The sequence below is a fragment of the Mycolicibacterium hippocampi genome (assembly GCF_010723735.1).
GTDB classification, from domain to species: Bacteria; Actinomycetota; Actinomycetes; order Mycobacteriales; family Mycobacteriaceae; genus Mycobacterium; species Mycobacterium hippocampi.
Map to the genome: position 1 here is coordinate 3137140 of NZ_BLLB01000002.1, position 26741 is coordinate 3163880.

Genomic DNA, 26741 nt, shown 5'->3' on the forward strand with positions numbered 1-26741 from the left:
GCCGCCGTCACCACCACCCGGTCGCCACGGCCATCTGGCGACCGAGCTCGTCGGCCAGGGTGCGCATATAGGTGGCGGACAGGTGGTGGGCGTCGTGATACACCAGGATGTTTCCCTCGACGACCCGGCACTGTTCGGCGTTGCACACCGCATCGCTGAGATCGAGAGGATGTAGCAGCGGATACTGCGCGGTCAGCGCCAGGGTCGGGTTGACCTCGGCCAGACCGGCAGAGCGCGGCACACCGCAGCTGACGGCGGTGCCGCCGCGCGACAGGCAATCGGCCGGGTCGCGGAGCCTGCCGTTGCGGATCAGCCACGGGGTGTCCCGGATGCCGAGAATGCGGATTCCATTGGCAGAGAGCATGTCCCAGATACCCAGGTAGCCCTCGGGAACCACATCGCCCGGGCCGTCGAGGTTGGGCCGCGTTGTGGTCGTGAACACGAAGTCGGGCCGGTCGGCGATCAGCTTGGCCGTCGCCTTCTTGCTCCAGTGGTGGCACTGCGGATACGGCTTGTCGGAGATGGCGATCGTCGGCGCCAGCTCCGTGGTCAGCGCACATCCCATCTTCAGATAGGTGACCACCCGGAAATGGTGCCGGACTCCCAGCAGGTCCAGGGCGGTGATCCAGTGCTCGGCGTGCGAGCCGCCGGCCAGCGCGATGGTGCGGGTGGCGTCCGGGTCGCCGTAGATGCAGTTGACGATTGCGGGGTTGAGGAAGTCGCTGATGCATCCGTCGGTCGTGCTTGCCGGCACGTCGTCGTCGGCTTCCAGCGCGGTGGGCCGCATCGGCAGATCGGGAACCCTCACCCCGTCGATCAGAGCCCGCGCTCCCGGATAGTCCCGCACCGGCAGGTTCGCGAGTTCGTGTCCGTTCGCCCGCTGCAGGACGACGTGTTCCCGCCAGCCGAACGAGGTCACCGTCAGGGCCACCGCCACCAGGGCCACCGCCGACCCGAGGGCCAGCGTCGGCCGCAGCAGCCGACCCCACAGTGGCGTCGCCAGATCCGGCGTTGCGGTCTGCGAGCGTGGATAGCGGAGCGGATTCTCGACGAACTGGGTGGTCAGATACGCCAGCAGAGCGGAAACGCCCAGCACGGCAAGCCCTTCGAGGAACCCCACACCGTTTCTGCCGGTGTGCACCAGCCAGAAGATCAGCACCGGCCAATGCCAGAGGTACAACGAGTACGCGACTGCGCCCAGCATCAGGAACGGACGCGCGGACAGTATCCGCAACGGCAGTACCGGCGCCCCGGTGCGAGCCGAACCCGCGGCGATCACCAACAGCGTCGCTCCGACCGGAACCAGCGCCCACGGACCGGGGAACTGTTGGGCTCCGTCGATCAACGCGCCGCAGGACAGGATCGCCGCGATCCCGGCCGTCGCTGCCGCCGTGCGCGCCCACAACGGCAGCCTCAGCTGTGACAGGAACATCGCGGCGAGCACCCCGACCAGCAGTTCCCATGCCCGGGCGAAGCTGTTGTAGTAGGCCGCGGCCTGGTTCTCGGAACCGATGATGATGGCGAAGACGAACGACGCTACGGTCAGGGCGCCCAGGAGAACTGCCAGCACGGGTTTGAGGCGTGCACCGAGCATCGGTCGCAACGCGTAGCTGAGCAGCAGCGTCAGCGCCAGCACAGCGATGTAGAACTGCCCTTGCACCGACATCGACCAGATGTGCTGCAGCGGGCTGATGGCCTCACCCGCGCGCAGATAGTCCGAGGACGAGATCGCCAGATACCAGTTCTGGTAGTACCCGAGGCTGGCCAGGCTCTGGTCGGCGAAGGCCTCCCAGCGAGTCTCCGGCTGTAGGACAACCGTCAGCACAGCCGACACACCGAGGACGACGACGAGCGCGGGAAGCAGGCGTCGGGCCAGGCGGCGGATATGCGGCACCGGCGACAACGACGACCCGGGCGCCAGCGCGCTGCGCAGCACCATGCCCCCGAAGAAATACCCGGACAACACCAGAAAGACGTCGACACCGCCGGATACCCGCCCGAACCAGACGTGGAACACCGCCACCAGCGCGATCGCCAGACCCCGGAGCCCGTCGAGATCGTCGCGGCGGCCACCGGCAGGCGTCGCCGGCTGCGGGGCGGCCGTCACGGGGGACGCCACCGCTTCGCGCACCATGCCGGACACGCTCACCGCCTCACTGACCAGGGACTACATGACTATGGCCTGGACACACCCGGCTCACGTGGTCAGTAATTTACCCAGAGGGGGCGGCTGATGCCGCCTCGGCCGCATCTGCCGGCAACGCGGGGTGCAGCCCCACCTCCTGGGTTTTCACCACGAAGTACACCGTCTGACCTGGCTGAAGGTCCAGGTCGGCGGCCGATGCCGCGGTGACGTCCGCGGCCAACCCGGTGCCGCCGTCGGGCTGATCGGCACCGCGAACCCGGACGGTCGTGCCATGGACGTCGAGTTCGGCGATCGTCACCGCAAGGGCGTTGCGGGGGCTGCCGTGCGGCAGGGAAAGGTGCACCGCCACCGCGCTCGGCCGGAACAGCGCGATGGCCGCGGTGCCCGGGGTGACGGTGCCGCTTCCGGAGATGTCGGTGCCCCAGGCGGTGCGCAGCGCGCCCGACCGGGACATCACGCCGGGGATCAGGTTGATGCCTGCGATGCGGGCGCCGAAGTCGCTGCGGGGTGCGGACAACACCCTGCGGACCGGTCCGGCCTCGACCACCCGTCCGTCCTCGACGACGGCGACTTTGTCGGCGATGGCGAGGGCGTCGAGCAGGTCGTGGGTGACGATGATTGCGGTGCGGCGGCCGTCGCGCAGGACCTCGCGCAGTAGCCGCCGCAACGCCGGAGCCGCGGTGACGTCGAGGGCCGCCATCGGTTCGTCGAGCAGGAGCAGTCGCGGGTCGGCCGCCAGGGCGCGGGCCACCGCGACACGTTGCGCCTGACCTCCCGACAGCTGCGCGGGCCGCCGGCCGGCCAGATCGACGGCGTCGACGGCCTCCAGCCAGTGCTGCACCGCACGCCTTGTGGCCGAACGGGACGCACCACGGCAGCGCAGCGGATAACCGACGTTGGCGGCGACGCTCATGTGCGGGAACAGCATCGCTTGTTGCGAGAGCATGGTGACCCCGCGGGAGTGGGCGGGCACGAAGGTCCCGGTGCTGGTGTCGGTCACCACGGTGCCGTCGAGTTCGATCCGACCCCGATCGGGCCGCAGCAGGCCGGCGATCATCAGCAGCAGGGTGGACTTGCCGACACCGTTGGGGCCCAACACCGCGAGCACCTCACCGTCATCGAGCACCAGGTCGAAATCGACGCCCCGCTGCTGCAGGCCGGCCCGGACGTGCACGCCGCTCACAGCGACCCCGTCAGCCGGCGACCGGCCGACGCGAGGACGATGATTGCGGCCACCGCGATCAGCAGCAGCGACAGCGCGACGGCAGCGTCGGCGTCGGTCTCGCGTTGCAGGTAGATCTCGAGAGGCAGCGTCCGGGTGACGCCCTGCAGTGAGCCGGCGAATGTCAGCGTCGCCCCGAATTCACCGAGTGAGCGGGCGAATGCCAGTACTGCGCCCGACGCCAGCCCGGGGAGCACCAGCGGCAGCGTCACAGTGCGCAACACCGTGGTGGGGCGGGCCCCCAGCGTGGCGGCGATGTTGTCGTAGCCCGAACCTGCCGAGCGCAGCGCCCCTTCCAGGCTGACGACCAGGAAAGGCAGCGACACGAAGGACTGGGCCAGCACCACCGCGGTGGTGGAGAAGGCGATCTGGATGCCGAGGACTTCCAGGTGCTGCCCGATCAGGCCCTGCCGGCCGAAGGTGTACAGCAGGGCGATGCCGCCGACCACCGGCGGCAGCACCAGCGGCAGCAGCACCAGGGCGCGCAGTACCGACTGGCCGCGGAATCGGCCACGGGCCAACACAAGCGCCATCGGAACTCCGACGAGTACACACAGCACGGTGCTCGCTGTCGCCGTCTTCAAGCTCAGAATCAGTGCGGCCCTAGAGGATTCGGACGTGATCAACGGGATGAAGTGCTCCCAGTCGATCGTGAGCAGAATGGCGACCAACGGCGTGATCACGAACAACGCGCCGGCCAGCGCGGGCGCATAGATCCAGGCCGGGAGTCCGACCTGGACCAGGCCGTCTGTCTGGCGGGCCGTGCTCACGGTACGGCGAATCCCGCCGCTCCCAGGACCTCCCGACCGTGCGGGCCGGTCACCAGGTCGATGAAGTCCTGCGCCGCTTGCGGGCGGGACGATCCGGTGAGCAGCGCGATCGGATAGTGGTTCACCGCGTTCGCGGACTCGGGGAACGGGACCGAGGTCACCATCTCGCCGGCACCGGCGGCGTCGGTGACATACACCAGTCCCGCGTCCGCCTGGCCGGAGGTGATCTTGCCCAACACGTCGGTGACGGAGGATTCCTCACTCACCGGCGACAGGGTCACCCCCGTGGCATCCTCGGCCCTCTCGGCCGCCGCCCCACACGGCACCTGTGGCGCGCATACCACCAGCTGTGTTCCCGGCCTGGCCAGATCAGCGAAAGTGCTTATACCGGAGGGGTTCCCGGGCGGTGTGACGATGGTCAGCGTGTTGGCGGCGAAGGCCGCGGGATCGCCTTCCACCAGGCCCGCATCGACCGCCTTGGTCATGTTGTCGGTGTCGGCGGAGGCGAACACGTCCGCAGGAGCGCCCTGGACGAGCTGTGCGACGAGGTCGGAGGAACCGGCGAAGTTGAACGTCACCGTCGTCGCGGGGTTCTCGGTTTCGAATCGACTGCCCAGCTCGGTGAACGGGGATTTCAATGACGCCGCGGCGAAGACGACGATCTCGTCGGAGGTTCCGCTCGGCGACGACGAGCAACCCACTCCGGTGGCCGCTGCGCACAGCGCCGCGGCCACCCCGACGACAACCCTCACGATCCGCCCGCCGGTGTCTCGATGATCACCGTGGTCGCTTTGACAACCGCCTCCGCGACGACGCCGGGCTCGAGGCCGAGCTGGGTTGCCGACTCGGAGCTCATCAGGGACACGACGGTGAACGGACCGCACTGCATCTGCACTTCGGCCATCACCCGGTCCGCGGTCACCTTCGTGACCAGGCCCACGAATCGGTTGCGCGCGGAGCTGCCGACGCCGAGGAGGTCGGGGAGCGGTGACGCGTGCTCGCGGGCGAACCCGGCCAGCACGTCGCCGGCGATCACCTTGCGGCCGGCTTCGTCTTTCTGCGCGGTCAGGTCGCCGGAGTCGATCCAGCGCCGCACAGTGTCGTCGCTGACCCCGAGCAGCGCAGCGGCCTCCTTGATCCGGATTGCCGGCACCATCGCGCGTTCCTTCCGTAAACACGTACAGAATGAGTCATTCTATCCGTATCCGCGGAACTTCCGAGCTCGGGTCTAATCGTCGTCGTCCAGCACCGAGAACGGCTCGGTCGGGGTCTCGACCACCATCAGCTGCGCGGCCGACTCCGACGGCACCACGTTGCGGGTCAGGGCCTGCAGGGCGCGTTCGGTACCCACGTCGCGGCCGGCCTGCTCGGAGAGCAACCAGCGCACCTCCAGCAGGTCGCAATACGCCTGGATCGGCGTCCCGGTACCGCCGACCGCCGCATGCGCGCGGTGCATGGTCGGCGTGGCCACCTCCATCACCCACAACTGCCCGGCGGTGCGTTGGTCCACGTCGTGACCGGCCTCGCGGCAGAGCTGGCTCTGGTAGGCCTGCAGATCACCGAGAAGGATGCGCGCCTGCCCTTCGCCGACGTCGAGACCGGTCAGCCGCTGCAGCTGCGTGGCGTGGTAGCGGCGGTCGCCGACCGCCACGTGCAGCCGGACCTGGTCGGCGGCCCCGGTCGGGTCATCGGCGACCGGTTGCATCGACACCTCGTCGACGGCGAAACCGAGCTCGTTGAGTTTGCGGATGGTTCCCTCCACCCGGTACCGGTCGGCGAAACCGAAGGTCGGCTCGGAGTGCAGCAGCTCCCACAGCCGCTGATAGCGCGTCCTGATGTCGAGCGCTTCGTTGATGAATCCCGGTTCCAGCTCCGGCTTTTCGAGCTTTGCCGCCACATCCAACAGGCCGGCCGCGACGTTCTCCACGGTGATGTCGACGTCGTGCGTGCGCTGCCCGTCGGACAGCCGGGGATGCACCTCGCTGGTCTCGGCGTCGACGAGGAACGCCTGCAGCACCTGGCCGTCGCGGGAGAACAGCGTGTTGGCCAGCGAACAATCGCCCCAGAAAACCCCGTGGCGGTGGAGTTCGACGAGCAGCGTGGCCATGGCGTCGAACAACCGAGCCCGGTGTTTGGGTGCGTCGGCGGGCAACCGCATGAACAGCCGCCGGTACTGCCATGATCCGACCAGGTAGCGGGTCAGCAGGATCGCGGTGTCGAAGTCCGGCTGGAACACCAGCCCCGCGGGCCGCACGGAGTTCAGGGACATCTCCTCGAGGCGGCGCAACACGTCGTACTCGCGTGCCGCTATCCGCGGGGGGAGCTCCTTGAGCGCCCACAACTCGCCGTCGGAGTCGACGAACTTGACCAGGTGCCTGCTCGGTCCCACCGCGATCTCGCGCAGTGGGACCTCCGGTGCCTTCCAATCCGCCAGAGGACGGTCCCACGGCAGCGCGAGCAGTCCCGGACATGGTGCCCGAAGTCGCAGCTCGGGAGCCGCCATCGCAGTTGAGGCTCCGTAGCTCAGCCGTTGGAGGCTGCGTGCCGCCCGCGCGACTCGGACTCGGGCTCCTCGCGTGAGCGCTCGGGGGTGACCCGGGTGAGGTTGTCTCCGGTCTGCGGGTCGAACAGGTGCAGCCGTTCGACGTCGAGCCACAGAGTGGCCTTGTCGCCCGAACGCACCCGGCTCAGCGGGTCCAACTCCACACAGATCTGCGTGCGCAGTTGCTCGCTGTCGAGCTCGCTGGCGAGTTCGGCGAGCTGCCCGGAGATCTCCGCGGTGGCCTCGAAGGGCACGAACGCGTACTGCTCGTTGCCCAGCCATTCGGTCACGTCGATCTCGACATCAAAAGTGACTCCGCGCGAGCGCTTGTCGGTGTCGACGAACTCGGCATCCTCGAACGCGCCGGGACGGATCCCGGCGATGTAGACCTTCCCGTCCTCGACGACCCCGCGCCACTCGTCACGCAGCGGGATCCTCGCGAACGGCAACTCGATCTCGTTGCCCTCCACCTTCGCGGGCACGAAGTTCATCGGGGGAGAACCGATGAAGCCGGCGACGAAGAGGTTGACCGGCTGGTCGTAGAGTTCGCGCGGGCTGGCGACCTGTTGCATGATGCCCTTTTTCAGCACCGCGACCCGGTCGCCGAGAGTCATGGCCTCGGTCTGGTCGTGGGTGACGTACACCGTTGTGACACCGAGGCGGCGCTGCAGCCGCAGGATCTCGGTGCGCATCTGGCCGCGCAGTTTGGCATCGAGGTTGCTCAACGGCTCGTCGAAGAGGAACGCGTCGGCCTGGCGGACGATCGCCCGTCCCATCGCCACCCGCTGGCGCTGGCCGCCGGACAGATTGGCCGGCTTTCGATCGAGGTGCTCACCGAGTTCGAGGGTGTCGGCTGCTTCAGTGACCAGCTTGCGGATCTCGTCGTCGGAATGCTTGCCGGACAGCCGGAGTGGGAACGCGATGTTCTCGAAGACCGTCAGGTGCGGGTAGAGCGCGTAGTTCTGGAACACCATCGCCAGGTTGCGGTCGCGTGGGGCCTTGTCGTTGACACGGGTGTCGCCGATCAGCATGTCGCCGGAGGTGATGTCCTCCAGGCCCACGATCATCCGCAGCAGCGTGGACTTCCCGCATCCGGACGGCCCGACGAGGATCACGAACTCGCCGTCGGCGATGTCGAGGCTGACGTCGTTGACGGCCGGGAAGCCGTCGTCGTACTTCTTGACGATGTTGCGCATCGTGATTGCTGCCATGGGTTATCCCTTCACTGCTCCGGAAGTCAGGCCGGCGACGATGCGCCGTTGGAAGACGAGGACCAAGATGACGACGGGGATCGTGACGATCACCGACGCGGCCATGATGTAGGGCACCGGCGACTCGAAGTACGACGCACCCTGGAAGAACGCCAACGCCGCCGGCACCGTGCGGGCGCTGTCGGTCGATGTCAGCGAGATGGCGAACAGAAAGTCGTTCCAGCAGAAGAAGAACGTCAGGATCGCCGTGGTGAACACCCCCGGCGCCGCCAACGGCACGATCACCTTGCGGAAGGCCTGCCACGAGGTGGCGCCGTCCACCTGCGCGGCATGTTCCATCTCCCAGGGGATCTGGCGGAAGAACGCCGACATCGTCCATATCGACAGCGGCAGCGCGAAGGTCAGATACGGGATGATCAGACCCAGCCAGGTGTCGTAGATCCCGAGTCCGCGCCACATGTCGAACAGCGGGCCCACCAGAGCTGCCTGCGGGAACATCGCGATGCCCAGGGCCAGCGACAGCAACACCTTCTTGCCCCGGAAGTCCAGACGCGCAATGGCATATGCCGCGAACATCGCGATGACGACCGAGATGAGCGTGGCGATGACCGCGATGCCGATCGAGTTGATCAGCGCCCTGGTGAACAGCGGGTTGCTGAAGATCTGGGCGAAATTGTCGAGGGTGAATGTGCTGGGCAGGAAGGTCGGATTGCCCGAGACGATGTCCGAGGGTGGCTTGAAGGCCAGGCTGATCATCCACAGCATCGGCGCGAAGCTGTAGATGACGATGACGATGCCTGCGATCGTCCACCACTTGGTGCTCTTGGTCACTGGTCACCCCTGACTTGCGAGAGGTCGGTTTTGAAGATCTTGATGAAGATCCAGGCGATGAGCACCACCGACAGGAACAACAGCACCGAGACGGCCGACCCCATACCGAGATTCACCAACGTGACGTTCTGCCGGTAGGCCAGGAACGAGATCGTCTCGGTGTTGTTCGCGCCCGCGGTCATCACGTAGGGGTTGTCGAAGATCCGCCACGCGTCCAGGGTGCGGAACAGCAGCGCCACCATGATCGCGGCCTTCATGTTCGGCAGCGTGATCTTCCACAGGCGCTGCCATGCGGTGGCGCCGTCGACCTTGGCGGCCTCCTGCATGTCCTCGGGGACCTGCACCAGGCCGGCCAGCAGCAGCAGCGAGATGAACGGTGTGGTCTTCCAGATCTCCGAGAGGCAGATGACGAAGATGGCCGACCACCGGTCGCCGAACCAGTCGAATTCCGACAGGTTCAACCACTGGTTGACGAACCCGGAGTCGATGGCGAAGGCGTAGCGCCAGATGAACGCCGACACGACGGTGACGATGCCGTACGGGATGAGGATCGCCGTGCGCAGCGGTCCTCGGCCCCGGACGATGCGCAGCATCACGAAGGCGAACCAGAACCCGAGCACGAGTTCCACGGCCACCGTGACCACCGTGATGGCCAGCGTGGTGACGAAGTCGTTCCACCACAGCGGGTCGGTGAGGATCACCAGGTAGTTGCTCAACCCGACGAAGCTGCGGCCGCCAGGATCGGTGAGGCGGAAGTTGTACAGCGACAACACCAGTGCGTAACCCAGCGGATACGCGGTGACCAGCAGCATCACCACATACGACGGAAGGGTCAGGTAGAAGCCGAGCCGGCGCTCACCCTTGACACGCTCGCTGGCAGCGCCCTTGCCGGGATCCTTCTGGATCGGGGCATCCTGAACGGCCGTCACAGCAGCCGCCTCCCCGCCAGCACGTCAGCCATGAACTCGTCTGTCCTTTCCGGTGTTTCAGCCGTCACCGAGGCCGGCGGGTGCCACGTTTTCTGAATTGCGCCCGAGATGTCGGTGTAGAACGGCGTCTGGGGCCGGGGCCCGCCCTCGGCGATGGATTCGCGGATCAGGTCGGCGTTGGCGTACTCGGCGCGGATGTCCGGGTTGTCGTACGAAGCCGCATACGGCGACGGCTCGCTCTCGTCGAGCATGTACTGGGTGGCCTTGGGCTCAGCGTTGATGCATTCGACCAGAGCCAGCGCCAGATCCGGGTGCTCGGTGAACGCGCCGATACCGAGGTTTGCGCCGCCCAGTGGCGGGGCGCTGGGGCGGTCGGGAGACACCCTGGGGTACCGGGTCCAGCCGATGTCGTCGACCACCTCTTGTGGCAGCGTGCCCTCCTCGGCCGCGCTGCGAGCCGCGGCCAGGACGTAGGGCCAGTTGACCATGAACATGCCCTGTTCGGACTGGAAGTTGGCTCGGGCCTGTTCCTCCGACGCATTCGACAGGTCGGCGGGAGCCGCGGGAGACCGTCCCAGGTTGCCGACGATCTCGGCGGCTTTCTCTCCGGCCGGGCTGGCCAGCGAGGGCTTGGCGTCGCGGCCGGCCTCGACGTCCTCCAACAGCGCACCGCCGCCGGAGAGCACCAGCGCGTTGATCAACACCGTGTAACCCTCGTAGCGCTGCGCCTGAACGGCGACCTTCTTCTGTTGGCCTACAGCTGCTTTGACCATCTCGTCCCACGTGAACGTCGGTGAGGCGGGATCGACCCCGGCGGCCGCCGCGGCAGACTTGCGGTACCAGAGCAGTTGGGCGTTGGACTTGTAGGGCGCCCCGTAGAGCGTGTCCTTCCACATACCCGTCTCGATGGGGGCGGGCAGCATTCCCGCGGTGAGCCGGCTGGCCTCTTCACCGGTGTACGGACGAAGGAAGCCGGCGTTGGCGAATTCGGCGGTGAACACCACGTCCATGCTCACCAGATCAATGGAGGAATCACCGGCGGCCAGGCGGCGAACCATCTGCTCGCGCTGGGCGGTGGCGGTGCTGGGCAGCGACTCGATACTCACCTGGTAGGCGCCCCCTGAGGCGTCCGCGCATTCCTGGGCTCGCGCCACGGAGCCACCGTTGTCGGGCAGGATGTACCACGTCAATGTCGGCGGGCCTCCCTGACTGCCGCACCCGGACAACAGTGTTGCCGCCACCAAAGGCGCGCTGGCCAGGGCGGTTGCCCGGCGGCGTCGCCCCCGGGCGAACTGAATTCTCTTCATCACGTCCTCGTCCAAGAAGCCTGCAACGACGCCCGAGTCCGGATGAGGGCCAGGGCAGCACATTCGGTACGCGAAGAGTGTGTCACAGTTCACAACGTTGAGGGGACAGTGGTCTCAGCGCGGCGGGGCGGTGGATCCGCGGACGACCAGCCGGGTAGGGAGCGTCGTCACCTCCGCAGGCGCCTGCACGGCGTCGGGATCGAGGTGTGCGAGCACCTGACGCGCTGCGATCTGCCCCTGTTGGCAGACCGGTTGCGCGACCGTTGTCAGGTCGCTCAGGTCGGCGGACGGGTGGTCGTCGACCCCGATCACCGAGATTTGGTGCGGGACAGAGATTCCTGATCTCCGCAGGGTGCGCAGCGCGCCCAGCGCGATCTCGTCGGAGTGGCAGAAGACCGCGGAGGGCAGCTCCGGGCCGCTCAGCAGGGTTTCCATGCCCCGCGCGCCGCCGTCGATACCCCATTCCACGGTCACCACGGTCGAGTCGCCCAAGCCTGCCTCGCTGACCATCCGGTGAAATCCGCGGATCCGGGCCTCGTTGGTGGCCCAGGGGATTCCCTCGTTGTCACCGGCCTGGATCATCGCGATGTCGCGGTGGCCGATGCGCAGCAGATGCCCGACGGCTTGTTGTGCGGCCAGCTCGTCGTCGATGCCGACCCACGGCTGACCGTCGCGGGGGTGGTGCCCGCCGACGAACACCGTGGGAAGTCCGAGCTGGGTGAGCCGGGACCGCTCGCGGGTGGTCAACGGGACGGAGACGACGACCACCGCGTCGACCTTGCGGCGCAACGGAAGCGCTTCGAAGAACCGGTGGCGCGCCGGATGATCGGGCAGCGCGCAAAGCACCAGATCCACCCCCACCGCGTCGAATTCGCCGGCGATCCCGGCGAGCACGGTCGAGTAGAACCACGCGTCGACACGGGGGACCACGACGCCGACGCGGCCCGTGGGCCCGCCCGACAGCCGTGACGCTTCGGGCGAGACCACATAGGCCAGTTCGCGCGCCGCCGTGAGGATTCGCTCCCGGGTGGCGGGGGAGACGCCGCTCTCGCCCCGCAGCGCACGCGACACCGACGCGATCGAGACGCCCGACCGCTGTGCGACGTCGGTCATGTTGACCGCTTGTTTCGGGATCATCGAACCCGACGATAGCGCAACGTAAGTACTTACGTACTCGCAATACGGATTGACAATATGCGTGTCTATCGGGACTCTGGGGACGTAAACGCTTACGCAATGAACCCGAGGAGAACCGTGCCCGTCGCAGCCCCGTCGTGGTGGCAGACCGCCGTCGTCTACCAGGTCTACATCCGCAGCTTCGCCGACGGCAACGGCGACGGCATCGGCGATGTCGCCGGGATGCGCGCTCGGCTGCCCTACCTGTCGCAGTTGGGTGTCGACGCCATCTGGATCAATCCCTGGTATCCCTCACCGATGGCCGACGCGGGCTACGACGTCGCCGACTACCGCGACATCGAACCTTCCTACGGCACATTGGACGAGGCGCAGGCACTGATCGCCGAGGCGCACGCGCTGGGGCTGCGGGTGCTGCTCGACATCGTGCCCAACCACACCTCCGATGAGCATGCATGGTTCCGCGCTGCGCTCGCCGATGAACCCGGCGCCCGGCAGCGCTACCACTTTCGGCCCGGTCGGGGTACCGCCGGCGATCTGCCGCCCAACAACTGGCAGAGCGTGTTCGGGGGGCCGGCGTGGACAAGAATCGGTGACGACTCGGGCTCCCTGTGGTACCTGCATCTGTTTGCGCCCGGCCAGCCCGACCTCAACTGGGACAACGACGAGGTTCGTCGCGAATTCGAGGACATCCTGGCGTTCTGGTTCGACCGCGGCGTCGACGGCTTCCGCATCGACGTGGCGCACGGCCTGGTCAAAGAAGCGGGGCTGCCCGACGAGGGTGGCGTCGCCGACACCTCGCAGACCCTCGTCGAGCACCGCGAGGGACATCCCGCCTGGGACCAGGACGGCGTGCACGAGGTCTACCGGGGATGGCGGTCGGTGGCCGAACGCTATTCGCCGGAGCGGATCTTCATCGCCGAAGCCTGGGTTCCCAGCAATGAGCGGCTGGCCCGTTACCTGCGGCCCGACGAGCTGCACACCGCCTTCCAGTTCGACTTCCTGCGCGCGCCGTGGCGGGCCGAGTTGCTACGTGCTGTGGTCGACGACGCCATCGCCGCCGCGGCCACGGTCGGTGCCCCGCCGACCTGGGTGCTGTCCAACCACGATGTGACCCGAACGGTGACGCGGTTCTCCCGCTCGCAGCCCACCCACCTGGTCGGAGCGGACTGGGAGCGCGGGCGGTGGGGTGATGAGGATCCTGACCACGTCCTGGGGCGCAGACGTGCCCGCGCGGCGGCCCTGCTGCAGCTTGCACTGCCCGGCACCGCGTATGTGTACCAGGGTGAAGAGCTGGCGCTCGAGGAGATCGAGGACCTGCCCGACGAGGTGCGCCAGGATCCGACCTGGGCCCAGTCCGGTTTCACCGACGTCGGCCGTGACGGGTGCCGAATCCCGTTGCCGTGGACCGCGACATCGGTGCCGTACGGATTCGCGACCGCCGAGGGCGCCGCGACGTGGCTGCCGCAGCCGGCGCACTGGGCAGAGCACAGCGTCGAGGCGCAGGACCGTGATCCTGACTCCACGCTCAACCTGTACCGCGCGGGACTGCGGTTGCGCCACTCGCTGTGGCGCGATGCCGGCGACGTCAAGTGGCTGGACGTCGCCCCACAGGTGGCGGCGTTCGAACGTGGCGGCACCCAGTGCTGGGTCAACACCGGTGACACCGACGCCCGGTTGCCGGAGGTGGCAACGGTGGTGCTGTCGTCAGCGCCGGGCGTCGACCGAGTGTTGCCCCCGGACACGGCCGTGTGGCTGACGTTTGCCGAGCCCCGCCGATAGGGGGCTGATGAGAGGTCTTTGTGCCCTCTTGCTGACTGCCTCGGTGGCGCACCCTGGATGCACACCAACTTCGAAGGGGTGGCGCGATGAGCGGTCACTTTGCCGACCTCGACACCATCCGGTCTGCGTTGTCGCTGGCAGGCCGTGCTCCGTCGGTGCACAACTCCCAGCCCTGGCAATGGCGGCTGGGTCATGACAGCCTGCACCTGTACGCGAACCGCGAACTGCTGCTGCCCCACACCGATCCCGATGCCCGGGATCTCATGCTCAGCTGCGGAGCTGCGTTGAATCACTGCGTGGTGGCGTTGGCCGCACTGGGCTGGCAGACCAAAGTTCATCGATTTCCCCGCCCGGACGAGTCCGACCACCTCGCCGCCCTGCAGATGCACCCCTATCCACCCGCCGACCTCGACGTGGCGCTGGCTGCGGCGATTCCGCGCCGGCGCACCGACCGGCGCCACTACAGTCCCTGGCCGGTACCACGGGGTGACGTCGCGCTGATGGGTGCGCGGGCGGCCCGGGCCGGGGTGACACTGCGTCGGGTCGATGATCTCGACGGACTCAAGAGGGTGGTGAACCAGGCCGCGTTCCAGCACGGCACCGACAAGGAGTACCTTGCCGAATTGGCCACCTGGAGTGGTCGTTACGCCTCGACGGCCGGGGTGCCCGCAAAAAGTGTGCCTGGATCCGACGGAACCGGACCGATTCCGACGCGGACGTTCGCCGGCGGTGTGCTGGAACAGGTCCCGAACACCGATCCCGAGGACGAACACGCCGTCGTCGTTGCGCTCGGCACGGTTGACGACGAACCGTTGTCCCGGCTGCGTGCCGGTGAGGCGACCAGTATTGTGCTGCTGACGGCCACGGCGCTGGGTTTGGCGAGCTGCCCGATCACCGAGCCGTTGGAGATCGCCGCGACCCGGGAAGTGCTGCGCAGCGACGTCTTCGGCGCCGAAGGACATCCACAGATGCTGCTTCGGATCGGGTGGGCTCCGGTCAACGCTGATCCGTTGCCTGCGACGCCGCGCCGTGCACTGTCGGATGTCGTTGTGCGGCTTGATGGCTCGCCGCTGCCGTGAGCCGGTGATCTCTCAGGCGGGCCCCCCGGAACCCGGGTGGTGCTGCCGGTCGAGCCTGGACACGAACACCGCCGCCTGGGTGCGACGTTCCATCCCGAGTTTGGCCAACAGTCGGGAGACGTAGTTCTTGACCGTCTTCTCCGCGAGGAACATCCGCGCAGCGATCTGTTTGTTGGTCAGACCCTCACCGAGCAGGTCGAGAAGCACCCGCTCCTGGTCGGTCAGACCGGAAAGAGGATCGGAGCGGTCACCCTCCCCGCGGAGCCTGGCCATCAACGCGGCCGCCGCGCGGTTGTCGAGAAGGGATCGTCCGGCGCCGACTTCCTTGATCGCCTTCGCCAGTTCCATTCCCTTGATGTCTTTGACCACATACCCGCTGGCCCCGGCCAGGATCGCATCGAGCATGGCTTCATCCGACGTGAACGAGGTGAGCATCAGGCAGCGTAGTTCGGGCAGCCGGGAGAGCAGATCGCGGCACAGTTCGATGCCGTTGCCGTCAGGGAGACGAACGTCGAGAACGGCGACGTCGGGTTGCAGCGCCGGGATCCGTGTCAGCGCTTCACCCACCGAACCGGCTTCACCGACGACATCGAGTTCGGGGTCGCTGTTGAGCAGGTCGATCAGGCCGCGCCTGACGACTTCGTGGTCGTCGACCAGGAAAACGGTCACCATGTTGCGATGTCACACCTCTCCGGGCACTGTTCACAGTGCGTTGTGCGGTTCACAGACCAGTATCGAGCAGTCGCTGTCTCGTAGCGCGGCATTGCCGGGCGGACCGACGAGCGCAGCCACGCCACCCGCTCGTCCGCGACCGGCGACCACGAGTTGGATCGAGTCGGCGTGTGCGGCGAGGTAATCCAAGATATCGCCACGGCTGGGTACCGACGTGATGTCCAGATCGGGGTAGCGGTGCTGCCATTCGGCCAACCGCCGCTGGGACCGGGAGTCGGAAACGCCCCCGACGGGCGCCAGGACCCGGACTGCAGCCTGGCGCCGCCGTGCTTCATCGAGGCCACGCTGCAGCACCGTGTCGCCCTCGGCCGCGTCGCCGATCTCGATGACCACCGCGCGGTCGGTGGCGCTGTCGTGGGGACGATGCGTCCGCACGATCGCCACCGGGCAGCGGGCGGCAGCCGACAGCGCTGCCGCGGTGGACCCGATGCGCCCGCGGGTGGCGTGCTTGAGGCCCCGCGCCCCCACACACAGCAGCACCGCGGATTGTGCCGCTCCCAGCAGCGCCTCGACCGGTCGCCCCTCGAGGATTTCCATGTCGACCTTGACAGGACGCTCGGTCGCCTCGACCGCAGCAAGGGCCGAGCGCACCGCGGCCTCGGCCGTCGCGACTCGGTGGGCTTGTTCGTGCACATCGATGGTCATCTGCTCGGTCGGTTCGATCACGTGGACCAATCGCAACGGAACACCGAGCGCGATCGCTTCGTCGGTCGCCCACAGGGCGGCCTCGACCGCAGCCGCGGAGCCGTCGACGCCGACCACGACACCGGATGTTCGGCTCTGATCCATCACTCTGGCCCCCTGCGCAATTGAAGTACCTGTTCAACCGGGCGGCGCGGAGTCGGGGGAGGTGTGGCGTCCAACGACGGCGCGAGGCCCACCCGCACAAGTGCTTGCGGGATGCCGCCGCCCGGGAGGAGTGAGGCGATGATGTCGCGACCCGTCGGGACCTCGGTGATGTGGCTGAAGGTGCACGTGGACAACCCCGCTGCCGCAGCATCCAGCAGGACTGCGGAAAGCACTTCACCACAGTGCAATACGCTCCTGCTGGAGTCTTCCTCGGTCGAAATCGCCAGGATCTTCGACTGGTCGTGGTCGACCTCGGTGCGGCGCTCGGCCTGCACGACAACGGGAAACGTTCTTCCGACATCGACGCGGTCGCTTTCGGCCGCCGAGACCAGAGAACTCCGCGGGATGCCCTCATCGGTCACGAAACCGGCAGTCCACCAGGACAACTCGGAATGGTATTCGGCGTCGTGGATACGCAGTGCCTCGACCAGATCGGAGGCCTCGGCCACCGAGCTGCGGAACTCGTCGGCAACGACGTCCACCCGGACCCCACCGCGTGCCGTGTGCTCCTCGAAAGTGCCTGCCAGGTCATCCCAGCCCGGCGGCGGACCCAGCGGGAGCCGGTCGCTGCGCCTCAGCAGGATCGCATCGGCTCGGCGCCTGTGCTGGTCCGAGACCGCGGCTGGGGTGAACTCGATCGTCGCGAGGTGTAGGGGGTCGGCCGGGTCGGGAAAGCGTTGCACCGCAGCCTCCCAACCGGAAGCGGACATCGCCACGCGGAAATGATCAAGAACGGCGCCGCAGCTGATGAGGGCTTCTCGGCCGGTCGAGTCGGCCGACCGGACCAGGCGGGCCGGGTCGGCGAACAGTTCGACGGTGTTGTCGGTGGCAATCCAGCGCCACGGCTGACTGTTGTGCAGTGAAGGTGCCCTGCAGGCCAGCTGCAGCGCGTCGACGATCACCTCGCAGCGAGGGTGTGTCGCGGGCATCGGGCCTCCGTTCGGTGCACTGCCAGCATTGCCCGAACTCAGCTGGACCCGACAGGGCCAATAGTCCTCAACCGGCGGGCGATCAGGCATCAGCGCCTGTGATGCTCAGCTGCCCGGCAACACCACTGCGTGCGCTCGGCCGACTAGTCCACCGATGACTGCGCGTCCTCGACCAGGTTGGTGGCGACCTTGATCAACGGCACGTTCGAATCCTGTGACAGCTTGCGCAACAGCTCGAACGCCTGGACGGCGTTCACGCCGTAGCGCTCCATGACCATGCCCTTGGCCTGGCCGATGATGTCGCGGCTGGACAACGCCCGGCGGAACTGCTCGTCGCGTCGCGCCGAGTTCCATGCCACCGACGAGTGCGCTGCAAAGACCCGGCCCAGGTCACGCGAGTCGGCGGTGAAGGCGCCGGGTTGCTCGGAGAAGACGTTCAATGCGCCGACCGTCTCACCTGCGATGAACATCTGAAACGCCATGATCGACCGAATGGGGGTCTCGGCCAACGCATCACGGCGGTACTTCGGGAAGCGTTCATCGGTCTCGAGGTCGACAACGTGGATGATCTTCTCGTCCCACGCCGCCGTCAGGCAGGGGCCCTCCTGATGGCGTTCCTGGATCTTGTCGAGAAGCAGCGGCCAGTGGTGCGATGCCGCCGGGGTGTCGACCTTCTTGACACTGCGGGTGAGGGTGATCCCGGCGTACTGCGCACCTGGGATCTCCACGGCGGCATGTTCGGCCAGCTCTGCCACCACGGTGTCGGAATCGGTGTCTGGCCTGCTGTGCAGCCCCTGCACCAGCTCAGCGACACGCAGATGCGCAGCCTCCAACCCGGCTTTATCGTTCACCGTCACCGTCCGTTTGGTATCGAGCCGCCTTATCGGTGTTCAGGATACCTGTGACCACCGCAAATGGCCCCATGCATGACGATTTCGAGTCTGTGACCGCGCGGGGGCCGATCACAGGGCGCGGAGGTAGCGATCGGTGACCCGGCGCTGCACCAGCGAGGTGACCGGGGAGCCCAACCGGCTCCACCACGTCGCATGCCGCGAGAACGCGATCACCTCGGCGATGACGGTGTCGGTGGCCGGGTCGTAGCGGACCAGGAACAGTTCCTCACCGGATTCAGCGTGGCCGGGAAGCGTCCCGTAGGCGAAACCGCGGCGGTCGGGCTCGTCGACGACGTAGACGACCCGGCACGGCGCGACAACCGGTCCGAGGTGGACCAGCACCTCGGCGCCGACTGCGGCGACCGGCGCCGTCGCCTCCACCCGCAGCCCCGCGCCGCGCAGCATGCCCCAGCGCATCCCCCGGGCGGCGGCCTCGGCGAATCGGTCCCGGCCGCGACCGATCACCGACGACTTGTGCAGGTGGTGGTATCCGGACGGCATCGGACCCGCGGTCGCCCCGACCTCGGCGTAGGTCAGCGGCTTGCCGGCCAGGGCGCTCAGTTTCACAGATGTCAGCTTGTCACCGTCGGCGTAGCGTCGTCCCCGTGACTCGACCTTCTCCCTCGGCGACCTCACTGTGAACCGACGCCGAATTCGACACGTTGAGCAAAGCCGGGGCAGCCGACACATGAGCCAACCAATACGGTAAGCGGGTGAGCGCCCACGAATCCGTCGATGTGCACGCAGGTGGGGGATTCAATCCGCCGGAACCCACCCGTGGTGGGGGACCGGACTACGGGCGATTAGTCGAGGCCGTGCGTTCGCTGCAGGACCATGCGCGCGCTGCCGACGCGCCCGACGAGGTGATCACCGAAGCCGCCGACCTGCTCGAGAAGGCCTCGCAGCTGCTCGCGCCATACGACGCCGACGAATGGTCGTCCCCGTCGGGACGCCGGATGGACCTGCCCAACCGCGGCAACATCCTGCAGGTGCCGACGGAGTTGCACGTCACCGACGACGGCCGGGTCGCAGGCACCGCCCTGTTCCGCCGCTACTACCTCGGTCGCAACGGAGCCGCCCATGGTGGCGCCGTCGCGTTGCTGTTCGATTCGCTGCTCGGATTCACCGCGTTCAAACTCAGCCGCAGCCGCGCGCAGCGCACCGCGTTCCTGCACGTCGACTACCGCAACATCGCCCCGGTGGAAAAGCAGCTCCGGGTCGACGCCGGCATCGACTCGATGGAGGGTCGCAAGATCTTCGTCTCCGGCCGGATCCTCGACGGAGACGACGTGGTCGCCGAAGCGCACGCCCTGTTCGTCACGTTGAAAGCCGGTCAGCCGTGAGCGACGGGCGGCTGGTGCTGCTGACCCGGCGGTGGGCGCGCTGGCGCGACGGTCTGCGGGAACGGCGCGTCGCCGACCTGGTTTACCGCGTCACAGTCGGGGTGGTCGGTCTACTGGTCCTCGCCGTCGGCATCATCGCGATCCCTTACCCCGGCCCGGGCTGGGCGATCGTGTTCGTCGGCCTGGCGATCCTGGCCACCGAGTTCGACTGGGCACGCAGACTGCTGGCCTACGCCCGCACCCGCTACGACGCCACGATGGACTGGTTCAAACGCCAAGGCCTGTGGGTGAAGGTGCTGGGTGCGGTGTTCACTTTCGCGATCACTGTGCTGACGTTGTGGGTCATCGGTGCGCTCGACTGGGCAGGGGAATTGGTGAACATCGAGCACAAGTGGCTGGATAGTCCTATTGGTATCGGGGTGTGAGGGTAGGCCCCGATAGCATGGTCGCGGTCAGCGGCCCGACCGCCGCCCGACACACCACCGATTTTCTCGAGAGTTTGGAGAGCCCGCGATGAGCGCCCCCGCCAGCACCGCCCCAGCAGCCCCGATCCGGGTCGCTGCCGGGACGACCGCAGGGCAGGCGGTACGTGACGCCGGCTTGCCGGCCAGGGGAGCGTCCGACGCCGTGGTCGTCGTGCGCGATGCCGACGGGCGACTGCGCGACCTGTCGTGGGTGCCCGACGTCGAGGTCGAGGTCACACCCGTGGCGGCCGACACCGAGGACGGACGAAGCGTCATCCGCCATTCGGCCGCCCACGTCCTCGCCCAGGCGGTGCAGGCGCTGTTCCCCGACGCCCGGCTCGGCATCGGTCCCCCGATCACCGACGGGTTCTATTACGACTTCGAGGTCGCCGAACCGTTCACCCCGGAGGATCTCGAGGCGCTCGAGAAGCGGATGCGCCAGATCGTCAAGGACGGCCAGCTGTTCTCGCGGCGGGTGTACGAGTCCAAGGACGCCGCCCGCGAAGAGCTCGCCGGCGAGCCGTACAAGCTCGAACTCATCGACGACAAGTCCGGTGACCCCGACGTCATGGAGGTCGGTGGGGACGAGCTGACTGCTTACGACAATCTCAATCCCCGTACCCGCGAACGGGTTTGGGGTGACCTGTGCCGCGGCCCGCACATCCCCACCACCCGCTACATCCCGGCGTTCAAGTTGACCCGCAGTTCGGCCGCCTACTGGCGTGGCGATCAGGACAACGCGAGCCTGCAGCGCATCTACGGCACGGCGTGGGAGTCGCAGGAAGCACTCGACCGGCACCTCGAACTGCTCGAGGAGGCTCAGCGTCGCGATCACCGCCGCCTCGGTGCGGAGCTCGACCTGTTCAGCTTTCCCGACGAGATCGGATCGGGTCTTCCGGTCTTCCACCCCAAGGGCGGCATCGTGCGGCGCGAGCTGGAGGACTATTCCCGCCGCAAGCACATCGAGGCCGGGTACGAGTTCGTCAACACCCCACACATCACCAAGGCGCAGCTGTTCCACACCTCCGGGCACCTCGACTGGTACGCGGACGGGATGTTCCCGCCGATGCACATCGATGCCGAGCTCAACGATGACGGCACTGTCCGCAAGCCCGGACAGGACTACTACCTCAAGCCGATGAACTGCCCGATGCACTGTCTGATATTCCGGGCGCGGGGCCGGTCGTATCGCGAGCTTCCGTTGCGCGCCTTCGAGTTCGGCGCGGTCTACCGGTACGAGAAGTCGGGTGTGGTGCACGGCCTGACCCGGGTGCGTGGGCTGACGATGGACGATGCGCACATCTTCTGCACCCGCGATCAGATGCGCGGCGAGCTCGCCTCGCTGCTGCAGTTCATCCTCGACCTGCTCAGCGACTACGGCCTGCAGGATTTCTACCTGGAGCTCTCCACGAAGGACCCGAAGAAGTTCGTCGGCTCCGATGAGATCTGGGAAGAGGCCACCAACACCCTCGCGCAGGTGGCCGCCGAGTCCGGTCTGGAACTGGTTCCCGATCCGGGCGGTGCGGCCTTCTACGGCCCGAAGATCTCGGTGCAGGCCCGCGACGCGCTCGGCCGCAGTTGGCAGATGTCGACCATCCAACTGGACTTCAACTTCCCCGAGCGCTTCGAACTCGAGTACACCGCCGCGGACGGCAGCCGGCAACGTCCGGTGATGATCCATCGCGCGCTGTTCGGCTCCATCGAGCGGTTCTTCGGCATCCTCACCGAGCACTATGCGGGCGCGTTCCCGGCCTGGCTGGCGCCGGTGCAGGTGGTGGCCATCCCGGTCGCCGACGGCCACGTCGACTACCTCGACGACGTGGTGACCAGGCTGCGCAAGCACGGCATCCGTGCCGAGGTCGACGCCAGCGACGATCGGATGGCCAAGAAGATCGTCAACCACACCAATCAGAAGGTGCCGTTCATGCTGCTCGCGGGCGACCGCGATGTGGAAGCGGGCGCGGTGTCGTTCCGGTTCGGTGACCGCACGCAGATCAACGCAGTTCCGTGCGACGTCGCGATCGCGGCCATCGTCGACTGGGTGGCGCGCCGGGAGAACGCCACGCCCACCGCGGAACTCGTCGTCCTCGGCTCGGACGGCCCTGTTGCAGGCGAGGGGTGACGTGGATCCGGAGGACACGATCGTAGACCGCGGCGTCGGCGACCCGGACCACCTGCAGCGGCTGTGGACGCCACACCGGATGTCCTACATCGCCGAGGCGCCGATGAAGACCGGTCGCGCCACCACCACCGAGCCGTTCAGCGACATCCCCACGATGTCCGACGAGGACGGCCTGGTCGTGGCCCGGGGCGAGCTGGTCTACGCCGTGCTCAATCTGTACCCGTACAACCCTGGTCATCTGATGGTGGTGCCCTACCGCCGGGTGTCCGAGCTCGAGGATCTCACCGTCGAGGAGGGCGCCGAGCTGATGGCTTTCGCGCAGAAGGCGATCCGGGTCATCAAGGCGGTTTCGCAGCCCCACGGGTTCAACGTCGGCCTCAACCTCGGTCACTCGGCGGGCGGCAGCCTGGCCGAGCACCTGCACATGCATGTGGTTCCGCGGTGGGGCGGTGACGCCAACTTCATCACGATCATCGGGGATTCCAAGGTCATCCCGCAGTTGCTGCGGGACACCCGCCAGCTGTTGGCCACCGAGTGGGAAAACCAGCGGTGAGTGACTTCTACCTGATGACCCGCGCGGCGTACGCGAAGCTGTCGCGGCCGGTGGCCAAAGGGGCGCTGCGCCTGGGGTTGACGCCCGACAGCGTGACCATCCTCGGCACCGCGGGTGCGGTGCTGGGCGCGCTCACGCTGTTCCCGATCGGGCAGCTGTTCGCGGGTGCGTTCGTCGTCGCGTTCTTCGTCCTCGCCGACATGCTCGACGGGGCGATGGCCCGCGAACGTGGTGGCGGCACCCGCTTCGGGTCGGTCCTCGACGCCACCTGCGACCGGATCAGCGACGGCGCGGTGTTCTGCGGGTTGCTCTGGTGGGCGGCGTTCGGACTCGAGAATGCCGCGCTGGTGGTCGCCACGATGATCTGCCTGGTGTCGTCGCAGGTGATCTCCTACATCAAGGCCCGCGCGGAAGCCAGCGGGCTGACCGGCGACGGCGGCATCATCGAGCGACCCGAGCGGCTGGTGATCATCCTGCTCGGTGCCTGGCTGTCCGATCTGCCGTTCGTCCCGCTGCCGTGGGTGCTCGACGCCGCGATGTGGGCGCTGGCGGTGGCCAGCGTGGTGACGGTCGGGCAACGGTTGCACAGCGTGCGGACCTCGACGGGGGCGATGGATCGGCTCACGGTCACCGACAGCGGTGAGAAACCCGAGTCCGGGGAACAATGACGAAGCACCCGGCCGGTGCCAACACCGATCGCGGCGCCTTTCTCAGCCCCCCCGGCTCCTGGGGTGGCCATCTCGCCGACTGGGGTTATGCGACCGGGTGGCGGTTGGTCCGCGCGGCTCCGGAGGTCGTGGCGCGCAATGCGTTCGGTTTCGGCGCCCAACTCGCGGCGCGTAACGGCGGTCCCGACCAGTTGCGCAGGAACCTGGCCCGGGTGATCGGGGCGGCTCCCGAGCAGGTGCCGGATGCGCTGATCCGTGCTTCGCTCGCCTCTTACGCCCGATACTGGCGGGAGGCGTTCCGATTGCCGTCGATGGATCACGCAAAACTGGGCGCACAACTGAGTGTCCAGGGCATCGACCTGCTGTGGACGGCGTTGGAGCAGGGCCGCGGGGCGGTGCTGGCGCTGCCACACAGCGGCAACTGGGACATGGCCGGGGTGTGGCTGGTGCAGAACCACGGCACCTTCGCCACCGTCGCCGAGCGCCTCAAGCCCGAATCGCTCTACCACCGCTTCCTGGCCTACCGGGAGCGGTTGGGATTCGAAGTGGTGCCGTTGTCGGGAGGCGAGAGGCCGCCCTTCGAGGTGCTCTGTGACCGGCTCCGCGACAACGGCGTGGTGTGCCTGATGGCCGACCGTGACATGACCCGCACCGGAGTGCAGGTGAACTTCTTCGGTGAGGCGAGCCGGCTGCCCGCAGGCCCGGCCAGGCTGGCCGTCCAGACCGGGGCGGCGCTGTTTCCGGTGCACTGCTGGTTCGAGGGCCAGGGCTGGGGCATGCGGGTCTACCCGGAGGTGAACACTTCGTCGGGCGACCTGGTGGCCATCACCCAGGCGTTGGCGGACCGGTTCGCCGTGAACATCGCCGCGCACCCGGCCGATTGGCACATGATGCAGCCGCAGTGGGTCGCCGACCTGTCGGAGGAGCGCAGGGCCCGGTTGGAGGCCACCTGATGCGCATCGGCATGGTCTGCCCGTACTCGTTCGATGTCCCCGGCGGCGTGCAATCGCACGTGCTGCAGCTCGCCGAGGTGATGCACCGCCGCGGCCACGACGTCAGCGTGCTGGCGCCGGCCTCGGCCGGCGTGCACGGCTCCCTTCCGGACTACGTGGTGTCCGGGGGCAGGGCCATCCCGATCCGCTACAACGGGTCGGTGGCCCGACTGCGTTTCGGACCGGCCACCCATCGCAGGGTCAAGAAATGGCTCCAGCAGGGGGAGTTCGACGTCCTGCACCTGCACGAGCCGAACGCCCCCAGCCTGTCGATGTTGGCGCTCAACATTGCCGAGGGGCCGATCGTCGCGACATTTCACACCTCGACGACGAAGTCACTGACGCTGTCGGTGTTCGAGCCGTTCCTCCGGCCGATGCACGAGAAGATCGTCGGCCGGATCGCAGTCTCGGATCTGGCTCGGCGCTGGCAGATGGAAGCTCTGGGCAGCGACGCCGTGGAGATTCCGAACGGAGTGGATGTCGGGTCGTTCGCGACGGCGCCACGGCTGCCGGGATACCCGCGTGCCGGCAAGACCGTGCTGTTCCTGGGGCGTTTTGATGAACCCCGCAAGGGGATGGCGGTGCTGCTCGGTGCGCTGCCCGCGCTCGTCGAGCGGTTCGCCGACATCGAGATCCTCGTGGTGGGCCGAGGCGACGAGGCCGAGCTGCGCGCCGCGGCGGGCCCGCTGGCCGATCGGCTGCGGTTCCTGGGCCAGGTCGACGATGCCGGCAAGGCCTCGGCGATGCGCAGCGCAGACGTGTACTGCGCACCCAACACCGGCGGGGAGAGCTTCGGCATCGTCCTGGTGGAGGCGATGGCCGCCGGGACCGCAGTCGTGGCCAGTGACCTCGACGCGTTCCGGCGGGTACTCGCGGACGGCGAGGCTGGGCGGTTGGTCCCTGTCGACGACCCTGCCGGGCTGGCCGCCGGGCTGATCGAGGTTCTCGCCGATGACGTCGTCCGGCAGCGCTACATCGACTTCGCAGCGGTGTCGGTGCAGCGCTACGACTGGTCGGTCGTCGGCGAGCAGATCATGCGGGTCTACGAGACGGTCGCAGGATCGGGCACGAAGGTGCAGGTGGCGGGTAATCGAGAAGCCACGGGGAGAACAACTTGATTCCGTGGGTCACCGCGGTCCTGATCGCTGTGCTGGTCGCGGCCGTTCTGGTGGTGGGTGTCTGGGCGTTCCAGACCGCAAACCGTCTCGACAGGTTGCACGTGCGCTACGACCTGTCGTGGCAGGCACTCGACGGGGCGCTGGCCCGCAGAGCGGTGGTGGCACGAGCGGTCGCCGTCGACGCCTACGGCCGGGGACCGGAAGGCAGGCGCCTGGCTGCGCTTGCGGACGCCGCCGAGAGGGCGCCGCGGTCAGGCAGGGAAACGGCCGAAAACGAGCTGTCCTGGGCGCTGGCCCAGGTTGATCCGGCGTGGCTGCCTGTGGCGTTGATCGCCGAGCTGGCCGACGCGGAGGCGCGCGTGCTGCTGGCGCGCCGCTTCCACAACGACGCCGTCCGCGACACGCTGGCCCTGCGCGAACGCCCCGCCGTCCGCATTCTGCGGCTCGGTGGGACCGCCGCATTGCCAACCTATTTCGAGATCTCCGAGGGCGGCGAGGTGTCGCCCCGTGAGACGGTGCCTGCGAACCGGCGGACATCTGCACGTGTGGTGCTGCTCGACGATGACGGCTCCGTGCTGCTGCTGCGCGGCTCCGATCCTGCGGTCCCCGCCAGTGCCGCGTCGGCCCCCCGGTGGTGGTTCACCATCGGAGGCGCTGCCCAGGTCGGGGAGTCGCTGGCGCAGACGGCGGCCCGCGAACTCGAGGAGGAGACCGGGCTGAAGGTGACCGCCGAGGATCTGGTCGGTCCGGTGTGGCGTCGCGACGCCGTCATCGACTTCAACGGCTCGGTGATCCGCAGTGAGGAGATCTACTTCGTCCACCGGACGAGGCGGTTCGAGCCGTCCGAATCGGGGCGCTCCGGCCTGGAGCGGACCTACATCACCGACCACCGGTGGTGCGATGCGACAATGATCGACGAACTGGTCGCCGGTGGTGAGACGGTGTACCCGCTGCAGTTGGGCGAGCTCCTGGGCGAGGCGAATGCGCTGGCCGACGCATCGGACGTGGCGACCGAGAGGCCGTTGCGGCCGATCCGGTGACGGCGGCTCGTCACGGCGGCGTACACCGGATCAATGGATTTGCCGCCGCCCTTAGACTGGATCAGTAGCGATTGAAGGAGATCAC

At 67.7% G+C, this 26741-nt stretch carries 26 protein-coding genes; 10 read left to right on the forward strand and 16 right to left on the reverse strand.

Annotation, left to right across the window (positions count from 1 at the left end; translation table 11 throughout):
• Window positions 1–7: 7 nt before the first annotated feature.
• From G6N53_RS16280 to G6N53_RS16330, 11 genes are all read right to left on the reverse strand, one after another.
• The gene (locus G6N53_RS16280; protein ID WP_163895956.1) at window positions 8–2134 is read right to left on the reverse strand and encodes an acyltransferase family protein; all 2127 of its coding nucleotides are present in this window, start codon (window positions 2132–2134) and stop codon (window positions 8–10) included.
• Between the two features lie 79 nt (window positions 2135–2213).
• Window positions 2214–3329 carry a sulfate/molybdate ABC transporter ATP-binding protein gene (locus G6N53_RS16285; protein ID WP_163890055.1) on the reverse strand — a complete coding sequence of 372 codons (1116 nt, stop codon included), beginning with the start codon at window positions 3327–3329 and terminating at the stop codon, window positions 2214–2216.
• Window positions 3326–4138: an ABC transporter permease gene (locus G6N53_RS16290; protein WP_163890057.1), complete on the reverse strand. Its 813-nt coding sequence runs from the start codon at window positions 4136–4138 to the stop codon at window positions 3326–3328. Before G6N53_RS16290 ends, G6N53_RS16285 begins: the two co-directional genes overlap by 4 nt.
• Window positions 4135–4839, reverse strand: coding sequence for a molybdate ABC transporter substrate-binding protein (gene modA / locus G6N53_RS16295; protein ID WP_371870889.1), 705 nt, complete (start codon window positions 4837–4839; stop codon window positions 4135–4137). The genes G6N53_RS16290 and modA overlap by 4 nt, the downstream gene beginning before the upstream one ends.
• 47 nt (window positions 4840–4886) lie before the next feature.
• The gene (locus G6N53_RS16300) at window positions 4887–5291 is read right to left on the reverse strand and encodes a TOBE domain-containing protein (RefSeq protein WP_163895958.1); all 405 of its coding nucleotides are present in this window, start codon (window positions 5289–5291) and stop codon (window positions 4887–4889) included.
• Window positions 5292–5366: 75 nt separating this feature from the next.
• Window positions 5367–6641: a DUF4032 domain-containing protein gene (locus G6N53_RS16305; RefSeq protein WP_163890061.1), complete on the reverse strand. Its 1275-nt coding sequence runs from the start codon at window positions 6639–6641 to the stop codon at window positions 5367–5369.
• A 20-nt stretch (window positions 6642–6661) separates the two neighbouring features.
• Window positions 6662–7891 (reverse strand): ABC transporter ATP-binding protein, encoded by a 1230-nt coding sequence (locus tag G6N53_RS16310; RefSeq protein WP_163890063.1) that lies wholly within the window; start codon window positions 7889–7891, stop codon window positions 6662–6664.
• Between the two features lie 3 nt (window positions 7892–7894).
• Window positions 7895–8722, reverse strand: a complete 828-nt coding sequence (locus G6N53_RS16315) for a carbohydrate ABC transporter permease (RefSeq protein WP_163890066.1) — start codon at window positions 8720–8722, stop codon at window positions 7895–7897.
• Entirely contained in the window at window positions 8719–9651 is a 933-nt protein-coding gene (locus tag G6N53_RS16320) for a carbohydrate ABC transporter permease (RefSeq protein WP_163890067.1), read from the reverse strand. Before G6N53_RS16320 ends, G6N53_RS16315 begins: the two co-directional genes overlap by 4 nt.
• Complete coding sequence (locus G6N53_RS16325) at window positions 9648–10958, reverse strand: extracellular solute-binding protein (protein WP_163890069.1); 1311 nt, start codon at window positions 10956–10958, stop codon at window positions 9648–9650. The genes G6N53_RS16320 and G6N53_RS16325 overlap by 4 nt, the downstream gene beginning before the upstream one ends.
• A gap of 114 nt (window positions 10959–11072) precedes the next feature.
• On the reverse strand, window positions 11073–12095 hold the full coding sequence (locus G6N53_RS16330) for a LacI family DNA-binding transcriptional regulator (RefSeq protein WP_163890070.1): 1023 nt from the start codon (window positions 12093–12095) through the stop codon (window positions 11073–11075).
• Window positions 12096–12194: 99 nt separating this feature from the next.
• On the opposite strand from G6N53_RS16330, the gene G6N53_RS16335 reads away from it, so the two are divergent.
• Window positions 12195–13874 (forward strand): glycoside hydrolase family 13 protein, encoded by a 1680-nt coding sequence (locus G6N53_RS16335; RefSeq protein WP_163890073.1) that lies wholly within the window; start codon window positions 12195–12197, stop codon window positions 13872–13874.
• An 86-nt stretch (window positions 13875–13960) separates the two neighbouring features.
• A complete protein-coding gene (locus G6N53_RS16340; protein ID WP_163890074.1) occupies window positions 13961–14953 on the forward strand; it encodes an Acg family FMN-binding oxidoreductase in 993 nt (330 codons plus the stop codon).
• 12 nt (window positions 14954–14965) lie between these two features.
• Here the strand turns inward: G6N53_RS16340 and dosR are convergent, their stop codons facing one another.
• From dosR to G6N53_RS16365, 5 genes are all read right to left on the reverse strand, one after another.
• Window positions 14966–15625, reverse strand: coding sequence for a hypoxia response regulator transcription factor DosR/DevR (gene dosR / locus G6N53_RS16345; RefSeq protein ID WP_163890076.1), 660 nt, complete (start codon window positions 15623–15625; stop codon window positions 14966–14968).
• Between the two features lie 30 nt (window positions 15626–15655).
• Entirely contained in the window at window positions 15656–16474 is an 819-nt protein-coding gene (locus tag G6N53_RS16350) for a universal stress protein (protein ID WP_163890078.1), read from the reverse strand.
• Window positions 16474–17463 carry an Acg family FMN-binding oxidoreductase gene (locus tag G6N53_RS16355; RefSeq protein ID WP_163890081.1) on the reverse strand — a complete coding sequence of 330 codons (990 nt, stop codon included), beginning with the start codon at window positions 17461–17463 and terminating at the stop codon, window positions 16474–16476. Before G6N53_RS16355 ends, G6N53_RS16350 begins: the two co-directional genes overlap by 1 nt.
• A 143-nt stretch (window positions 17464–17606) precedes the next feature.
• Window positions 17607–18314: a GAF and ANTAR domain-containing protein gene (locus G6N53_RS16360; RefSeq protein WP_163895960.1), complete on the reverse strand. Its 708-nt coding sequence runs from the start codon at window positions 18312–18314 to the stop codon at window positions 17607–17609.
• A gap of 111 nt (window positions 18315–18425) precedes the next feature.
• Entirely contained in the window at window positions 18426–18923 is a 498-nt protein-coding gene (locus tag G6N53_RS16365; protein ID WP_163890083.1) for a DUF1990 domain-containing protein, read from the reverse strand.
• A 146-nt stretch (window positions 18924–19069) separates the two neighbouring features.
• Between G6N53_RS16365 and G6N53_RS16370 the strand changes: the two genes are divergently transcribed.
• The 8 genes from G6N53_RS16370 (at window position 19070) to G6N53_RS16405 (ending at window position 26656) form a co-directional block, all read left to right on the forward strand.
• Entirely contained in the window at window positions 19070–19699 is a 630-nt protein-coding gene (locus G6N53_RS16370) for a PaaI family thioesterase (RefSeq protein ID WP_163890085.1), read from the forward strand.
• Window positions 19696–20124, forward strand: a complete 429-nt coding sequence (locus G6N53_RS16375; protein WP_163890087.1) for a TIGR02611 family protein — start codon at window positions 19696–19698, stop codon at window positions 20122–20124. The genes G6N53_RS16370 and G6N53_RS16375 overlap by 4 nt, the downstream gene beginning before the upstream one ends.
• Before the next feature lie 88 nt (window positions 20125–20212).
• Window positions 20213–22285 carry a threonine--tRNA ligase gene (thrS, locus tag G6N53_RS16380; protein WP_163890089.1) on the forward strand — a complete coding sequence of 691 codons (2073 nt, stop codon included), beginning with the start codon at window positions 20213–20215 and terminating at the stop codon, window positions 22283–22285.
• 1 nt (window position 22286) lies between these two features.
• The gene (locus G6N53_RS16385; RefSeq protein WP_163890091.1) at window positions 22287–22838 is read left to right on the forward strand and encodes an ATP adenylyltransferase; all 552 of its coding nucleotides are present in this window, start codon (window positions 22287–22289) and stop codon (window positions 22836–22838) included.
• Window positions 22835–23506, forward strand: a complete 672-nt coding sequence (gene pgsA, locus G6N53_RS16390) for a phosphatidylinositol phosphate synthase (protein ID WP_163890093.1) — start codon at window positions 22835–22837, stop codon at window positions 23504–23506. Before G6N53_RS16385 ends, pgsA begins: the two co-directional genes overlap by 4 nt.
• Window positions 23503–24459 carry a phosphatidylinositol mannoside acyltransferase gene (locus G6N53_RS16395; protein WP_163890095.1) on the forward strand — a complete coding sequence of 319 codons (957 nt, stop codon included), beginning with the start codon at window positions 23503–23505 and terminating at the stop codon, window positions 24457–24459. The genes pgsA and G6N53_RS16395 overlap by 4 nt, the downstream gene beginning before the upstream one ends.
• Window positions 24459–25616 carry a glycosyltransferase family 4 protein gene (locus G6N53_RS16400; RefSeq protein ID WP_163890097.1) on the forward strand — a complete coding sequence of 386 codons (1158 nt, stop codon included), beginning with the start codon at window positions 24459–24461 and terminating at the stop codon, window positions 25614–25616. The genes G6N53_RS16395 and G6N53_RS16400 overlap by 1 nt, the downstream gene beginning before the upstream one ends.
• Window positions 25613–26656, forward strand: coding sequence for an NUDIX hydrolase (locus G6N53_RS16405; RefSeq protein WP_163890099.1), 1044 nt, complete (start codon window positions 25613–25615; stop codon window positions 26654–26656). The genes G6N53_RS16400 and G6N53_RS16405 overlap by 4 nt, the downstream gene beginning before the upstream one ends.
• Window positions 26657–26741 lie beyond the last annotated feature (85 nt).

Bases quoted from the DNA above. Each gene is read 5' to 3' on its own strand.
- G6N53_RS16280 (WP_163895956.1), bottom strand. From the start codon at position 2,134: ATGGTGCGCGAAGCGGTGGCGTCCCCCGTGACGGCCGCCCCGCAGCCG.
- G6N53_RS16305 (WP_163890061.1), bottom strand. From the start codon at position 6,641: ATGGCGGCTCCCGAGCTGCGACTTCGGGCACCATGTCCGGGACTGCTC.
- G6N53_RS16310 (WP_163890063.1), bottom strand. From the start codon at position 7,891: ATGGCAGCAATCACGATGCGCAACATCGTCAAGAAGTACGACGACGGC.
- G6N53_RS16325 (WP_163890069.1), bottom strand. From the start codon at position 10,958: ATGAAGAGAATTCAGTTCGCCCGGGGGCGACGCCGCCGGGCAACCGCC.
- G6N53_RS16330 (WP_163890070.1), bottom strand. From the start codon at position 12,095: ATGATCCCGAAACAAGCGGTCAACATGACCGACGTCGCACAGCGGTCG.
- G6N53_RS16335 (WP_163890073.1), top strand. From the start codon at position 12,195: ATGAACCCGAGGAGAACCGTGCCCGTCGCAGCCCCGTCGTGGTGGCAG.
- G6N53_RS16340 (WP_163890074.1), top strand. From the start codon at position 13,961: ATGAGCGGTCACTTTGCCGACCTCGACACCATCCGGTCTGCGTTGTCG.
- dosR (WP_163890076.1), bottom strand. From the start codon at position 15,625: ATGGTGACCGTTTTCCTGGTCGACGACCACGAAGTCGTCAGGCGCGGC.
- G6N53_RS16350 (WP_163890078.1), bottom strand. From the start codon at position 16,474: ATGGATCAGAGCCGAACATCCGGTGTCGTGGTCGGCGTCGACGGCTCC.
- G6N53_RS16355 (WP_163890081.1), bottom strand. From the start codon at position 17,463: ATGCCCGCGACACACCCTCGCTGCGAGGTGATCGTCGACGCGCTGCAG.
- thrS (WP_163890089.1), top strand. From the start codon at position 20,213: ATGAGCGCCCCCGCCAGCACCGCCCCAGCAGCCCCGATCCGGGTCGCT.
- G6N53_RS16395 (WP_163890095.1), top strand. From the start codon at position 23,503: ATGACGAAGCACCCGGCCGGTGCCAACACCGATCGCGGCGCCTTTCTC.
- G6N53_RS16400 (WP_163890097.1), top strand. From the start codon at position 24,459: ATGCGCATCGGCATGGTCTGCCCGTACTCGTTCGATGTCCCCGGCGGC.